General features: G+C 65.8%; 9 protein-coding genes. 6 read left to right on the top strand and 3 right to left on the bottom strand.

Annotated features, from left to right (window positions below; translation table 11 throughout):
• Positions 1-7 precede the first annotated feature (7 nt).
• Positions 8-1,000 carry a TRAP transporter substrate-binding protein gene (locus tag CXK94_RS10405; RefSeq protein ID WP_037039409.1) on the top strand — a complete coding sequence of 331 codons (993 nt, stop codon included), beginning with the start codon at positions 8-10 and terminating at the stop codon, positions 998-1,000.
• Between the two features lie 145 nt (positions 1,001-1,145).
• Positions 1,146-2,036 carry an alpha/beta fold hydrolase gene (locus CXK94_RS10400; RefSeq protein WP_102894285.1) on the top strand — a complete coding sequence of 297 codons (891 nt, stop codon included), beginning with the start codon at positions 1,146-1,148 and terminating at the stop codon, positions 2,034-2,036.
• 9 nt (positions 2,037-2,045) lie between these two features.
• Here CXK94_RS10400 and CXK94_RS10395 read toward each other — a convergent pair whose 3' ends face one another.
• Together CXK94_RS10395 and CXK94_RS10390 are read right to left on the bottom strand one after the other, a co-directional pair.
• Positions 2,046-2,981: a hydroxymethylglutaryl-CoA lyase gene (locus CXK94_RS10395; RefSeq protein WP_102894284.1), complete on the bottom strand. Its 936-nt coding sequence runs from the start codon at positions 2,979-2,981 to the stop codon at positions 2,046-2,048.
• Between the two features lie 127 nt (positions 2,982-3,108).
• Positions 3,109-4,311: a CaiB/BaiF CoA transferase family protein gene (locus CXK94_RS10390; protein ID WP_102894283.1), complete on the bottom strand. Its 1,203-nt coding sequence runs from the start codon at positions 4,309-4,311 to the stop codon at positions 3,109-3,111.
• Positions 4,312-4,488: 177 nt separating this feature from the next.
• On the opposite strand from CXK94_RS10390, the gene CXK94_RS10385 reads away from it, so the two are divergent.
• The 3 genes from CXK94_RS10385 to acs all read left to right on the top strand — a co-directional run bounded on the left by CXK94_RS10385 (position 4,489) and on the right by acs (position 8,932).
• A complete protein-coding gene (locus CXK94_RS10385) occupies positions 4,489-5,403 on the top strand; it encodes a LysR family transcriptional regulator (protein WP_102894282.1) in 915 nt (304 codons plus the stop codon).
• A gap of 130 nt (positions 5,404-5,533) precedes the next feature.
• Positions 5,534-6,532, top strand: coding sequence for a TRAP transporter substrate-binding protein (locus tag CXK94_RS10380; RefSeq protein WP_102894281.1), 999 nt, complete (start codon positions 5,534-5,536; stop codon positions 6,530-6,532).
• Between the two features lie 444 nt (positions 6,533-6,976).
• Positions 6,977-8,932, top strand: coding sequence for an acetate--CoA ligase (gene acs / locus CXK94_RS10375; RefSeq protein ID WP_102894280.1), 1,956 nt, complete (start codon positions 6,977-6,979; stop codon positions 8,930-8,932).
• 295 nt (positions 8,933-9,227) lie between these two features.
• Here acs and CXK94_RS10370 read toward each other — a convergent pair whose 3' ends face one another.
• Complete coding sequence (locus CXK94_RS10370) at positions 9,228-11,261, bottom strand: S9 family peptidase (protein ID WP_102894279.1); 2,034 nt, start codon at positions 11,259-11,261, stop codon at positions 9,228-9,230.
• A 427-nt stretch (positions 11,262-11,688) separates the two neighbouring features.
• Between CXK94_RS10370 and fadB the strand changes: the two genes are divergently transcribed.
• Positions 11,689-13,836 carry a fatty acid oxidation complex subunit alpha FadB gene (fadB, locus tag CXK94_RS10365; protein ID WP_102894278.1) on the top strand — a complete coding sequence of 716 codons (2,148 nt, stop codon included), beginning with the start codon at positions 11,689-11,691 and terminating at the stop codon, positions 13,834-13,836.
• Positions 13,837-13,841 lie beyond the last annotated feature (5 nt).

Here is a 13,841-nt window from a genome sequence, read left to right as displayed (position 1 = left end):
ACTCATCATGTTCAACCGCACCGCCAAGGCACTCGCCTGCGCGCTTTCGCTGTCCATCGCCGGGCTGGTCCATGCCGCCGATCCCGTGACCATCAAGTTCGCCCACGTAGTCGCGGACAACACACCGAAGGGGCAGGGCGCACTGCTGTTCAAGAAGCTCGCCGAGGAACGCCTGCCGGGCAAGGTCAAGGTCGAGGTCTACCCGAACTCGTCGCTGTTCGGCGATGGCAAGGAGATGGAGGCACTGCTGCTCGGCGACGTGCACATGCTGGCGCCGTCGCTGGCCAAGTTCGAGCACTACGCCAAGGCCATCCAGATCTTCGACCTGCCGTTCCTGTTCGACGACCTGGCCGCCGCCGATCGCTTCCAGAGCAGCCCGCAGGGGCGCTCGCTGCTCACCGCCATGGAGGACAAGAACATCACCGGCCTGGCCTATTGGCACAACGGCACCAAGCAGTTGTCGGCCAACAAGCCGCTGCGCGAGCCCAAGGATGCGCGCGGGCTGAAGTTCCGCGTACAGGCCTCGGCGGTGCTCGAGGAGCAGTTCAAGGTGGTACGCGCCAACCCGCGCAAGATGAGCTTCGCCGAGGTCTACCAGGGGCTGCAGACCGGCGTGGTCAACGGCACCGAGAACACCTGGTCGAACTACGAAAGCCAGAAGGTCCACGAGGTGCAGCCGTACATGACCGCTTCCGACCACGGCCTGATCGACTACATGGTCATCACCAACACCACGTTCTGGAAAGGCCTGCCGGACGATGTGCGCAGCGAACTGGAGAAGATCATGGCCGAGGTCACCGTCGAGGTTAACCGCCAGGCCGACGAACTCAACCAGAAGGCCAGGCAGGCCATCGCCGCCTCGGGCAAGACCGAGATCATCGAGCTGACCCCGGAGCAGCGTGCCGAGTGGCGCGAAGCGATGCGGCCGGTATGGAAGAAGTTCGAAGACGAGATCGGTGCCGATCTGATCGAGGCGGCACAGGCGGCCAACCAGCACTGAGTCCGGGGGCACGGTGTGCAATGTGACGCCGTGCCGATTCTTGCCGATAGACCGCTGAGGCGGTCGCGCACATGCGACGAACCCCCGTTTTTGCCCAGCCGAACGCCTATGCTGATGACTCGAACATTCGTCAGGAGACGCCGGCATGAGCGACTACGCCTTCGTCCGCACCCCGGTGCTGGACATCGCTTATCTCGAATGGAATCCCCGTGGCCGCCAGGCGGCGGTGCTGGTGCATGGCTGGCCGGACAGCCCGGAAAGCTGGAGCGCCGTCGCCGAGCATCTGGCCGCCGCCGGTTACCGTGTACTCTGCCCGACGCTGCGTGGCTTCGGGCAGACGCGCTTCGTCGATCCGCTGATCCCGCGCAGCGGCCAACTGGCCGCGCTGGGCCGCGACCTGCTGGATTTCATCGATGCGCTGCGGCTGGACCAGCCGGTGCTGGTCGGTCACGACTGGGGCGCGCGGGCGGCGGCCAACGCCTGTGGGCTGCGTCATCACGCGGCCGCGCGGCTGGTGATGCTTGCGGTGGGCTATGGCACCAACGACCCGAACCAGCGGATCTCCCTGGGCCAGGCGCGCAACTACTGGTACCACTGGTACATGGCCACGCCGCGTGGCGAGCGTACGGTGACCGAGGATCGCCTCGCCTTCACCCGCCTGCTCTGGGACACCTGGTCGCCGGCCGGCTGGTACGCCGAGGCGGATTTCGCCGAGGCTGCCGCGGCGTTCGACAACCCGGACTGGGCCGCGGTGGTGCTGCACTCCTACCGGCACCGCTGGGGGTTCGCCGAGGGCGATCCGGCCTATGCGCAGGACGAGGCACTGCTGCAGCCCACGCCGGTGCTGGCGGTGCCGACCCTGGTGCTGCACGGCGAGGCGGATAGCTGCAACGCGCCAGACAGCTCGGCGGGACGGGAAGGTTTGTTCAGCGGCCCGTACCACCGCCACCTGCTGCCGGGCGTTGGCCATTTTCCCCAGCGCGAAGCGCCTGGTGCGGTGGCCGATGCGATCCTGACGTTCTGCCAGGGGCTCTGAACCGCAGGCTCAGGCGCCGGCTTCCTGCAGCCATTTCGGCTTCGGGTAGCGGCGGTCGGCCTTGCCGGCCTTGAGCACGGCGCCCGGCACCTCGTGGTCGACCAGCTGCGGCAGGTCGGCTGCGCAGAGCAGCAGGCCATCCAGATTCACGCCGGTATCCACGCCCATGCGCTGGAACATGTGCACCAGGTCCTCGGTGCAGATATTGCCGCTGGCGCCTGGCGCATAGGGGCAGCCGCCGAGGCCGCCGAGCGAGGCGTCGAAGCGGTCGATCCCGGCGTTCAGCGCCGCCAGGGCATTGGCCAGGCCCATGCCGCGGGTGTTGTGGAAGTGCGCGGTGAACACGGTTTCTGGCCAGCTGTTCAGCGCCTCGCGGCAGATGCGCTCGACCTGCGCCGGGTCGGCCATGCCGGTGGTGTCGCAGAGGGTGATGCCCTGCACGCCGATCTCCAGCAGGCGCTGCACCAGCTCGAAGACGCGGCGCTCCGGCACCTCGCCTTCGAAGGGGCAGCCGAAGGTGGTCGACAGCGAGGCGTTGACGAACACCGCGCTGCCGCGGGTGGCCTCGATGATCTCGCGGAACTGCGCCAGCGACTGCTCGGGCGTCATGCGCAGGTTGGCCAGGCCGTGGGTGTCGCTGGCCGACATCACCAGGTTGATTTCGTCCACCGCGCAGGCCAGCGCACGCTCGCAGCCCTTCACGTTGGGCACCAGCACGGTGTACTCGACGCCCGGCACACGGCGGATGCCGCGCATCACCTCCTCGGCGTCGCGCAGGTTGGGGATGGCCTTGGGCGAGGTGAAGGAGGTGACCTCGATCTTCGCCAGCCCGGTCTGCGAGAGGCGGTCGATCAGCGCGATCTTGTCTTCGGTCGGCACGAAGTCCGGCTCGATCTGGAAGCCGTCGCGGGTGGCGACTTCCTGGATATACAGGCGTTTGCTCATGGATGAATCCTGTCGGTTATGCCTGGCCAAGGGGGGGTGACGCTCCACCCATCCACCGTTTCGGGAATGTCACGGTGGATGAAAAAAGCGTCATCCACCCTACGCTGTTGGCTTGAAGCTGCTTCTTTCAGATGATCCCGCGCTCGCGCAGGCCCTGGCGTTGTTCGTCGGTGAGGCCGAGGCCGGCCAGCACGTCGTCGGTGTGCTCGCCCAACTGCGGGCCGCCATGGCCAATGCGTCCCGGCGTGCGCGAGAGCTTGGGCAGCACGCCCGGTACCTTGAGCGGGCCGGCGAAGGTCTCGACCTGCTCGATCATCTGCCGCGCCAGGTAGTGCGGGTCCTTGACGATGTCGGCGGCGGTGTAGGGGTAACCAGCCGGCACGCAGGCGCCCTTGAGCGCCTCGATCACCTCGTCGCGGTCGTGACGGAGGGTCCACTCGCCGATGGCGGCGTCGATCAGCTCGGCGTGCTGCGCGCGGCCGTCGTTGTGGGCGAAGCGCGGGTCGTCGGCCAGGTCCTGGCGGTCCATCAGGGTCATCAGGCGCTTGTAGATGCTGTCGCCATTGCCGGCGATCAGTACGTAGGCGCCGTCCCGGCACAGGTAGGAGTTGGACGGCGTGATGCCGGGCAGCGCGCTGCCGGCCGGTTCGCGGACGTAGCCGAAGGCGTCGTATTCCGGCACCAGGCTTTCCATCATGGCGAACACCGACTCGTACAGCGCCACGTCGATTTCCTGGCCCAGGCCGCTGCGGCTGCGCTCCTGCAGGGCGAGCAGCACGCCGATGACGCCATAGAGCGAGGACAGCGAGTCGCCGATGCTGATGCCGACGCGCACCGGCGGTTGGCCCGGGTGGCCGGACAGGTGGCGCAGGCCACCCATGGCCTCGCCGATCACGCCGAAGCCCGGCAGGTCACGATAGGGGCCGGTCTGCCCGTAGCCGGAGATGCGCAGCATGATCAGCCGCGGGTTGAGCTTCGATAGTTCGTCCCAGCCCAGGCCCCATTCCTCCAGCGTGCCGGGGCGGAAGTTCTCGATCAGGATGTCGGCCTCGGCCACCAGTTGGCGGACGATGGCCTGGCCTTCGGCGGCCTTGAGGTCCAGCGTCACCGAGCGCTTGTTGCGCGACTGCACGTGCCACCACAGCGAGGTGCCGTCCTTGAGCTTGCGCCACTTGCGTAGCGGGTCGCCGACCTTCGGCGGCTCGATCTTGATCACCTCGGCGCCGAATTCGCCGAGCAGCTTGCTGGCGAAGGGGCCGGCGATCAGCTGGCCCATCTCGATCACCTTGAGGCCCTGCAGCGGCAGGCTCTTTTCCGTCTGTTGGCTCATCGCAGCACCTGTGTGGGATTGATTCGTGGCGCAGAGCATGACCGACGCGTGGGGAGCCGACAATTGATCGATGGCCAAGGTGCGCTTCGCGTTTTACGAAGGGCTATCCTTCCTGGGCTTTGAAGTAAAGGGGCGAAACGGTGCATCCTTCGCCGCCTGCGAATACGGGAGAGCCCTATGCGTCGTATCGATTTCGTCACCCTGCGCCTGTTCGCCGCCATCGCCGACGAGCGCAGCCTGACCCGCGCCGCTGAACGCGAGCACCTCGCCCTGGCGGCGGTGAGCAAGCGCGTCAGCGACCTGGAGGGCCAGCTCGGGGTCAGCCTGCTCTATCGCCAGCCCAAGGGCGTCGAGCTGACACCGGCCGGCCACGCGCTGCTGCACCATGCGCGCAACCTGCTGGACAACCTGCGGCAGCTGGATGCCGACCTCAGCGAATTCAGCCAGGGGGTCAAGGGCCATGTGCGCATCCACGCCAACACCTCGGCGGTGATCGAGTTCCTCCCCGAGGACCTGAGCGCCTTCGCCCGCCAGCACCCGGAAGTGAAGATCGACCTCGAGGAGCGCGTCAGCAGCGATACCCTGCGCGCCCTGCGCGAGGGGCTGACGGATATCGGCATCTTCGCCGGGCACATGCCGGCCGAGGATTTGCAGGTCTTCGCCTACCGCGAGGACCGGCTGGCGCTGGTCACGCCGCGTGAGCATCCGCTGGCGACGCGCGAGCGCATCGCCTTGAGCGAAGCGGCCGGCTTCGACTTCATCGGCCTGCAGCAGGACGCCTCGCTGCACGCCCTGCTGCAGCAGTCGGCCCAGCAGATGGGCATGCCGCTGCGCCTGCGCATCCAGGTGCGCAGCTTCGAGGCGATCTGCCGGATGATCCATACCGGCATGGGCGTCGGCGTGCTGCCCGAGCAGGTGGTACGCAACTACCTGCCGGCGCTGGACGTGGCAATCGTCCCGCTGAGCGACGCCTGGGCGCGACGCGAGCTGAAGGTCGGCGTACGCAACCTGGACAGCCTCTCGGTCACCGCGCGGCAGATGCTTGAGTACCTCACCGCTCGCGAAGGCAGGAGCCGGGAAATAGCGGAATAAGGCGGTATGAGGGTGCAGCCTTCGCGAACAGCGAAGCCAAGCTTGGCCAAATAGGAATTCAGCGGAGGCGGGTACGGGGGTAGAGTCGTGTCAGCTACATGGCTCACACAACTACAAAACGGAGCTCTTCATGACACGACTCACCCGTGGCATCACCCGTCTGCTCGCCGCTTCGGCATTGTTCACCGTTCTCGGCGCGCAGGCCGATCCGATCCTGATCAAGTTTTCCCACATCACCGCCGACAGCACGCCCAAGGGGCAGGGCGCCCTGATGTTCAAGAAGCTCGTCGAAGAGCGCCTGCCGGGCCAGGTCGAGGTGCAGGTGTTCGCCAACTCCTCGCTGTATGGCGACGGCAAGGAGATGGAAGCGCTGCTGATGAACGAAGTGCAGATGCTCGCGCCGGCCCCCTCCAAGCTCGAGCAGTACACCAAGCAGTTGCAGCTGTTCGACCTGATGTTCCTGTTCGACGACATGGCCGCCGCGCAACGCTTCCAGCAGTCGGACAAGGGCCGCGCGATGCTCAAGTCCATGGAGGACAAGGGCATCACCGGACTGGCCTACTGGCTCAACGGCATGCGCCACTTCACCGCCAACAAGCCGCTGCGCGAGCCGGCCGATGCCCGAGGCCTGAAATTCCGCGTGCAGCCCTCGGATCTGCAGGCGGCCCAGTACACCGCGTTGCGCGCGGTGCCGCGCAAGATGGCCTTCGCCGAGATCTACCAGGGCCTGCAGACCGGCGTGGTCAATGCCCAGGACAACCCCTGGTCGAACATCTACAGCCAGAAGTATTACGAAGTGCAGAAGTACATGACCGAGTCCAGCCACGGCATCGGCAACTACCTGCTGATCACCAACACCAAGTTCTGGAACGGCCTGCCGGCTCCGGTGCGCAGCGAGCTGGAGGCGATCATCGAGGAGGTCACGGTCGAGGTGAACCGCCAGGCCGAGGCGCTCAACCAGAAGGCCAGGCAGGGCGTGGTCGATTCGGGCAAGAGCGAGATCCTGGTGCTCACCGACGAGCAGCGCGCCAAGTGGCGTGAAGCGGTGCAGCCGGCCTGGAAGAAGTTCGAGGACGAGATCGGCAAGGACCTGATCGAAGCGGCGCAGGCGGCGAATTCCGGGAGCTGAAGCCTCTACGCCGAAGGTCTGTCAGACCATTGGAGGAGTTTCCAGCGCCTGCTGGCACCACAGAATGGTCCCGTCCACCCCCGCGATGGGACAGTGTGTACTACCAGCCTTTGGTTTGTTGAGCGGCCTTGTCGGCCGCTCTTTTTTTTGCCCGCGGAACAGGGTTGGGCACGGTCGCCCACGGCCCGGCGGCGCCTTGGGGAAACGCTCGTCGCGCCACTGGAATTCCCCGCTCGCCCGGACGCCCGACAGCGGCGAGCGGGCGGCGCGCAATTTCGTCGTCGGAAGCAGCGTCTATGCTTCACGGTAGTTCGATCACCGGCCGAAGGAACGCCTGTCGGGTGGTCGGCTCAAATGCAACGTCTGCCAGGCGCTTGGGTTGGTTATTTGGTTCGCCTGTTGGACAGGGTTCTGCAAACCAACAAGACAGACGAGGTATCTGCCATGAGTGCTGCGTCCACATATCCGGTACGGCCCGAGGTGGCCGCCCAGACCTTGACCGACGAGGCCAGCTACAAGGCCCTCTACCAGCAGTCGGTGGTCAACCCTGATGGATTCTGGCGGGAACAGGCGGCACGCCTGGACTGGATCAGGCCCTTCACGGAGGTCAAGCGCACCTCGTTCGACGACCACCATGTGGACATCAAGTGGTTCGCCGATGGCACGCTGAATGTCTCCTCCAACTGCCTGGACCGCCACCTGCAGGCGCGCGGCGACCAGGTGGCGATCATCTGGGAGGGGGACGACCCCGAGGAGCATCGCGAAATCACCTATCGCGAGCTGCACTTGCAGGTCAGCAAGTTCGCCAATGCCCTGCGTGGCCAGGACGTGCATCGCGGCGACGTGGTGACCATCTACATGCCGATGATCCCCGAGGCGGCCGTCGCCATGCTCGCCTGCGCGCGCATCGGTGCGATCCATTCGGTGGTGTTCGGCGGCTTCTCGCCGGAGGCGCTGGCCGGACGCATCATCGACGGCAACTCGAAGGTGGTGATCACCGCCGACGAAGGCATCCGCGGTGGCAAGCGCATCCCCCTGAAGGAGAACGTCGACGAAGCGCTGACCAACCCGCAGACCAATTGCGTGCAGAAGATCATCGTGGTTCGCCGTACCGGCGCCGACATCCGCTGGCACCCGCATCGCGACATCCGCTACGACGACCTGATGCGCGTTGCCAGCGAAGTCTGCGCACCGAAGGAAATGGGCGCCGAGGAGCCGCTGTTCATCCTCTATACGTCCGGTTCCACCGGCAAGCCGAAGGGCGTGATGCACACCTGCGGCGGCTACCTGCTGTACGTCGCGCTGACCCATGAACGCGTCTTCGACTACCGTCCCGGCGAAATCTACTGGTGTACCGCGGATATCGGCTGGATCACCGGCCACAGCTACCTGATCTACGGCCCGTTGGCCAACGGTGCGACCACGCTGATGTACGAGGGGGTGCCGAACTATCCGGACGTTACCCGTGTCGCCCGGATCATCGACAAGCACAAGGTCAACATTCTCTACACCGCGCCGACGGCGATCCGCGCGATGATGGCTGAGGGCGCGGCTGCCGTGCAGGGCGCCGACGGTTCCAGCCTGCGCCTGCTCGGCACGGTCGGCGAGCCGATCAACCCCGAGGCCTGGCACTGGTACTACGAAACCGTGGGGCAATCGCGCTGCCCGATCGTCGATACCTGGTGGCAGACCGAGACCGGCGGCATCCTCATCAGCCCGTTGCCGGGCGCGACCACACTCAAGCCGGGGTCCGCTACCCGGCCGATGTTCGGCGTGGTGCCCGGGCTGGTGGACAATCTCGGCAACCTGCTGGAAGGGCCGGCCGAGGGCAACCTGGTGATCCTCGATTCCTGGCCGGGGCAGATGCGCACCATCTACAAGGACCACGACCGCTTCGTCGACACCTACTTCAAGACCTTCCGCGGCATGTACTTCACCGGTGATGGCGCCCGGCGCGACGAGGACGGCTACTACTGGATCACCGGCCGGGTCGACGATGTGCTCAACGTCTCCGGCCACCGCATGGGCACCGCCGAGATCGAGAGCGCCATGGTCGCCCATGCCAAGGTCGCCGAGGCCGCGGCGGTGGGGGTGCCGCATAAGCTCAAGGGCCAGGCGATCTACGTCTATGTGACGCTGGTGTCAGGCGTGCAGCCGTCGGATGCGCTGCGCCAGGAACTGCAGCAGTGGGTGCGCCGCGAGATCGGCCCGATCGCCGTGCCGGACGTGATCCAATGGGCGCCGGGCCTGCCGAAGACGCGTTCGGGCAAGATCATGCGCCGGTTGCTGCGCAAGATCGCCACCAACGAATACGACTCGCTCGGCGATACCTCCACGCTGGCCGACCCGAGCGTGGTGGACCAGTTGATCGATAACCACAAGGCGATGGAACGCGTATGAGGGATGGCGTCGGGCAGTACCGTTCGCTTGGTCTGCCAAAAGCATCGCCGCGAGGTCGCGCCTCCCACAAAAAGCAGCGAGCCCACAGCGGACCCCGTGGGAGGCGCGACCCCGCGGCGATACGGGCCGTAGGCCCGCCTGCGCTAGCCCCCGGCCGGGGGCGTCCTCAGCGTGTCGCTGCCGGTGGCGGCCTGGGCATTGTCCCTCGGTCGCTGCAGCTCGGCGTCGGAAGGCTCCAGTGGACAGCCTGCAACTCCGCCCGCTCCAATTACCCGAACCGCCCCGGGTGCCGACGCTACCCGGCCATACCGAACACCTTGAGGATGAACGCATATTCCAGCGCCACGTCCCTGAGCGCCTGGTAGCGCCCGCTCATGCCGCCATGGCCGGCGCCGAACTCGGTCTTGAGCAGCAGCAGGTTGTCGTCGCTGCGGGTGGCGCGCAGCTTGGCCACCCACTTGGCCGCTTCCCAGTACTGCACGCGGCTGTCGTTGTAGCCGGCCACCGCCAGCAGCGCCGGGTAGGCCTGGGCGCGGACGTTCTCGTAGGGCGCATAGGCCTTGATCCGCTCGTGCACCTCGGGTTGGTTGGGATCGCCCCATTCGTCGTACTCGGTCACGGTCAGCGGCAGGTCGGCGTTGAGCATGGTGTTGAGCACGTCGACGAAGGGCACCTCGGCGATGGCGGCGCCGAACAGCTCCGGGCGCAGGTTGAGCACCGCGCCGATCAGCAGCCCGCCGGCGCTGCCGCCACTGATGGCCAGGCGCTGCGGCGTGGTGTAGCCGTCGGCCAGCAGCTTCTCGGCGCAGGCGATGAAGTCGTTGAAGGTGTTCGGCTTGTGCTCCAGCTTGCCGGCGCGGTACCAGGCCTCGCCGAGATCGCCACCGCCGCGCACGTGGGCGATGGCGAAGACGAAACCGCGGTCGAGCAGCGACAGCCGCGCGTGCGAGAACCAGGGGTCGAGGCTGTGGCCATAGGCGCCGTAGCCGTAGAGATAGAGCGGCGCCGGCTTGCCGAAGCTGTCGCGGTGCGCCACCAGGCTGATCGGGATTCGCGTGCCGTCCTCGGCGGTGGCCCAGATGCGCCGGCTTTCGTAGGCGTCGGCGTCGAACGGCCCTTCCACCGGAGTTTCCTTGAGTACGGCCTGGGTGCCATCGGCCAGGGTCAGCTGGCGGATCTGCGCCGGGCGGTTGAGCGCCTCGTAGCGCAGGCGGATCACCGTGCTGGTGAATTCCAGGTTGTGCTGCACGTGCAGGCTGTAGGCCGCATCGGGCAACTGCAGGCGATAGGGCTGGACGCCCTGCGGCCGCACCTCGATCACGGGTAGGCCGCTTTCGCGCAGGGTGAGGGTGATTGCCTCGGCATTCAGGCTGACGTCCTCGAGCATCACCGTGTCGCTGTGCGGCACCAGCTCCTGCCAGTGCTCGCGACCCGCTCGCGCCTCGTCGGCACGATACAGGGCGAAGTTGATCCCGGCCTGGTTGCTGCGGATCAACCAGCTCCACTGGCCTTCGTAGAGGCCGTGATCGGGGAAGTATTCGTGCTCCTCCTGGCGCGGCGCCAGGCAGGTCCACTGGCCCTGCGGCTCGTCGGCCGGGAGCACCCAGGCTTCGCTGGTGGTCTTGCTGTGGGAAAGGATGACCAGCTGGCGCTCGGAGCTGGCGCGGTAGCAATGCACGAAGAAGCGCCCGTCCGGGTCGTGATAAACCTCGCTGCTGTCCGTATCGCCAAGGCGGTGGCGGTAAATCTTGTGCGGGCGGTGGGTGTCGTCCAGCTCGCCATAGAACAGGGTCTGGCTGTCGTTGGCCCAGGTCATGCTGCCGTCGCAGTCGTCGAAGGGCAGGGCGCTGACTTCGCCACTGGCCAGGTCCTTGACAAATAGCCGGTAGATCTCGTCGCCCTCGCGGTCGAGGCTGTAGGCCAGCTTGCTGTGGTCCTGGCTGATGCTGAACGCGCCGAGCGAAAGAAAACCGCCACCGGCCAGTTCGTTGGGGTCGAGCAGCAGCTGCTCGGCGCTTTCATCGACGGTCAGCGAGCCGTCCAGCGGGCGCGGGCAGCGGTAGTGGCGAGGGTACTCGTCGCCGGCGGTGGTGCGCTGGTAGTACAGCCACGGACCCCAGGGCGAGGGCAGCGACAGATCGGTTTCGCGGATGCGGCTCTTGATTTCCTGGAACAGCGTTTCGCGCAGTTCGGCCTGGTCGGCGAGCTGCTCCTCGAGATAGGCATTCTCCGCCTTGAGATAGGCGAGCACGTCCTCGGCGTCGCGATTCTCCAGCCAGCGGTAAGGGTCGGTGCCGGTGTCGGCGCGGGCGATGGGGGCTTGGGACATACAGTACTCCGGAGTTGGTCCGCTCATGCGTACAACGAAATGCGGCAGTGTACCTGCTCGACTGCGTCTAGGATTGACCCGGTTGGTACGGCCCGGTTTCAGCCGGGCCGACCGCCGAGCAACGCGGCCATGGATAGGATGAATGCAGGCGGATTGGCGCTGTCGATGATGACCGGGTAGTCGCGCAATGTCCGCTTGCAGGTCGCTTTCGGTTAGGCAAAGCAGCCGATTGACAATGCTGCGCTTTTCCCCGAAGGTGTGCCGACCCAAATCAAACGGGCGTATGAATCGAGCGTTTGCCTCTGCAAATGCCGGTCACCCGGATTATCGTGTCGCTGGGTGTCGTTTCGCCGGTCAGGCGACGGTCGTGTCCGGGCCGAAGACGTGAGACACGTAACGTTCAGTTTCCATACCTGGAGATCAGTTGATGATTTACGAAGGTAAAGCCATCACGGTTAAGGCTCTTGAGAGCGGCATCGTCGAATTGAATTTCGACCTCAAGGGTGAGTCCGTCAACAAGTTCAATCGCCTCACGCTCAACGATCTGCGCCAGGCCGTCGACGCGATCAAGGCCGACGCATCGGTCAAGGGCGTGATCGTCACCAGCGGCAAGGACGTGTTCATCGTCGGCGCCGACATCACCGAGTTCGTCGACAACTTCAAGCTGCCCGACGAGGAACTGGTCGCCGGCAACCTCGAAGCCAACAAGATCTTCAGCGATTTCGAAGACCTGGGCGTACCCACCGTCGCCGCCATCAACGGCATTGCCCTGGGTGGCGGTTTCGAGATGTGCATGGCTGCGGACTATCGCGTCATGTCCACCACCGCCAAGGTCGGCCTGCCGGAAGTCAAGCTGGGCATCTACCCGGGCTTCGGCGGCACCGTGCGCCTGCCGCGCCTGATCGGTGTCGACAACGCCGTCGAGTGGATCGCCTCCGGCAAGGAAAACCGCGCCGAAGACGCCCTCAAGGTGCGTGCGGTCGACGCCGTGGTCGCTCCGGAAAAGCTGCAGGAAGCAGCCCTGGACCTGGTCAAGCGCGCCATCTCCGGCGAGCTGGACTACCAGGCCAAACGCCAGCCGAAGCTGGACAAGCTCAAGCTCAACGCCATCGAGCAGATGATGGCCTTCGAAACCAGCAAGGCGTTCGTCGCAGGCCAGGCCGGCCCGAACTACCCGGCCCCGGTCGAAGCCATCAAGACCATCCAGAAGGCCGCCAACTTCGGCCGTGACAAGGCGCTGGAAGTCGAGGCCGCCGGCTTCGTCAAGCTGGCCAAGAGCTCGGTCGCCGAGAGCCTGGTCGGGCTGTTCCTCAGCGACCAGGAACTGAAGAAGAAGGCCAAGGCCTACGACAAGCAGGCGCGCGACGTGAAGCTCGCTGCCGTACTCGGCGCCGGCATCATGGGTGGCGGCATCGCCTACCAGTCGGCCGTCAAGGGCACGCCGATCCTGATGAAGGATATCCGCGAAGAGGGTATCCAGATGGGCCTGGACGAAGCCTCCAAGCTGCTTGGCAAGCGTGTGGAAAAAGGTCGCCTGACCGCCGAGAAGATGGCCCAGGCGCTCAACGCCATCCGCCCGACCATGTCCTACGGCGACTTCGGCAACGTCGACATCGTCGTCGAAGCCGTGGTGGAGAACCCGAAGGTCAAGCACGCCGTGCTGGCCGAGGTGGAAGGGCAGGTGCGCGAGGATGCGATCATCGCCTCCAACACCTCGACCATCTCCATCAGCTACCTGGCCCAGGCGCTCAAGCGTCCGGAAAACTTCTGTGGCATGCACTTCTTCAACCCGGTGCACATGATGCCGCTGGTGGAAGTGATCCGCGGCGAGAAGACCAGCGAAACCGCCATCGCCACCACCGTCGCCTACGCCAAGAAGATGGGCAAGAGCCCGGTGGTGGTCAACGACTGCCCGGGCTTCCTGGTCAACCGCGTGCTGTTCCCGTACTTCGGCGGCTTCGCCCGCGCCATCGCCCACGGCGTCGACTTCGCCCGTGCCGACAAGGTGATGGAGAAGTTCGGCTGGCCCATGGGGCCGGCCTACCTGATGGATGTCGTCGGCATGGACACCGGCCACCACGGCCGCGATGTGATGGCCGAAGGCTTCCCGGACCGCATGAAGGATGACAGCAAGACCGCCGTCGATGTCATGTACGAGGCCAACCGCCTCGGCCAGAAGAACGGCAAGGGCTTCTACGCCTATGAAGTGGACAAGAAGGGCAAGCCGAAGAAGGTCGCCGATTCCCAGGCCTACGAGCTGCTCAAGCCGATCGTCAGCGAGACCCGCGAGCTGTCCGACGAGGATATCGTCAACTACATGATGATCCCGCTGTGCCTGGAAACCGTGCGCTGCCTGGAAGACGGCATCGTCGAGAGCGCCGCCGAGGCCGACATGGGCCTGATCTACGGCATCGGCTTCCCGCCCTTCCGTGGTGGTGCGTTGCGCTACATCGATTCGATCGGTGTCGCCGAGTTCGTCGCGCTGGCCGACAAGTACGCCGACCTGGGTCCGCTGTACCACCCGACCGCGAAGCTGCGCGAGATGGCCGCCAACGGCCAGCGCTTCTACGGTTAATCGAG

Origin of the sequence: Stutzerimonas stutzeri, assembly GCF_002890915.1 — a bacterium.
Taxonomy (GTDB): domain Bacteria; phylum Pseudomonadota; class Gammaproteobacteria; order Pseudomonadales; family Pseudomonadaceae; genus Stutzerimonas; species Stutzerimonas stutzeri_AF.
This window is presented reverse-complemented; position numbering and strand designations above follow the sequence as displayed.

Bases quoted from the DNA above. Each gene is read 5' to 3' on its own strand.
- CXK94_RS10405 (WP_037039409.1), top strand. From the start codon at position 8: ATGTTCAACCGCACCGCCAAGGCACTCGCCTGCGCGCTTTCGCTGTCC.
- CXK94_RS10400 (WP_102894285.1), top strand. From the start codon at position 1,146: ATGAGCGACTACGCCTTCGTCCGCACCCCGGTGCTGGACATCGCTTAT.
- CXK94_RS10395 (WP_102894284.1), bottom strand. From the start codon at position 2,981: ATGAGCAAACGCCTGTATATCCAGGAAGTCGCCACCCGCGACGGCTTC.
- CXK94_RS10390 (WP_102894283.1), bottom strand. From the start codon at position 4,311: ATGAGCCAACAGACGGAAAAGAGCCTGCCGCTGCAGGGCCTCAAGGTG.
- CXK94_RS10385 (WP_102894282.1), top strand. From the start codon at position 4,489: ATGCGTCGTATCGATTTCGTCACCCTGCGCCTGTTCGCCGCCATCGCC.
- CXK94_RS10380 (WP_102894281.1), top strand. From the start codon at position 5,534: ATGACACGACTCACCCGTGGCATCACCCGTCTGCTCGCCGCTTCGGCA.
- acs (WP_102894280.1), top strand. From the start codon at position 6,977: ATGAGTGCTGCGTCCACATATCCGGTACGGCCCGAGGTGGCCGCCCAG.
- CXK94_RS10370 (WP_102894279.1), bottom strand. From the start codon at position 11,261: ATGTCCCAAGCCCCCATCGCCCGCGCCGACACCGGCACCGACCCTTAC.
- fadB (WP_102894278.1), top strand. From the start codon at position 11,689: ATGATTTACGAAGGTAAAGCCATCACGGTTAAGGCTCTTGAGAGCGGC.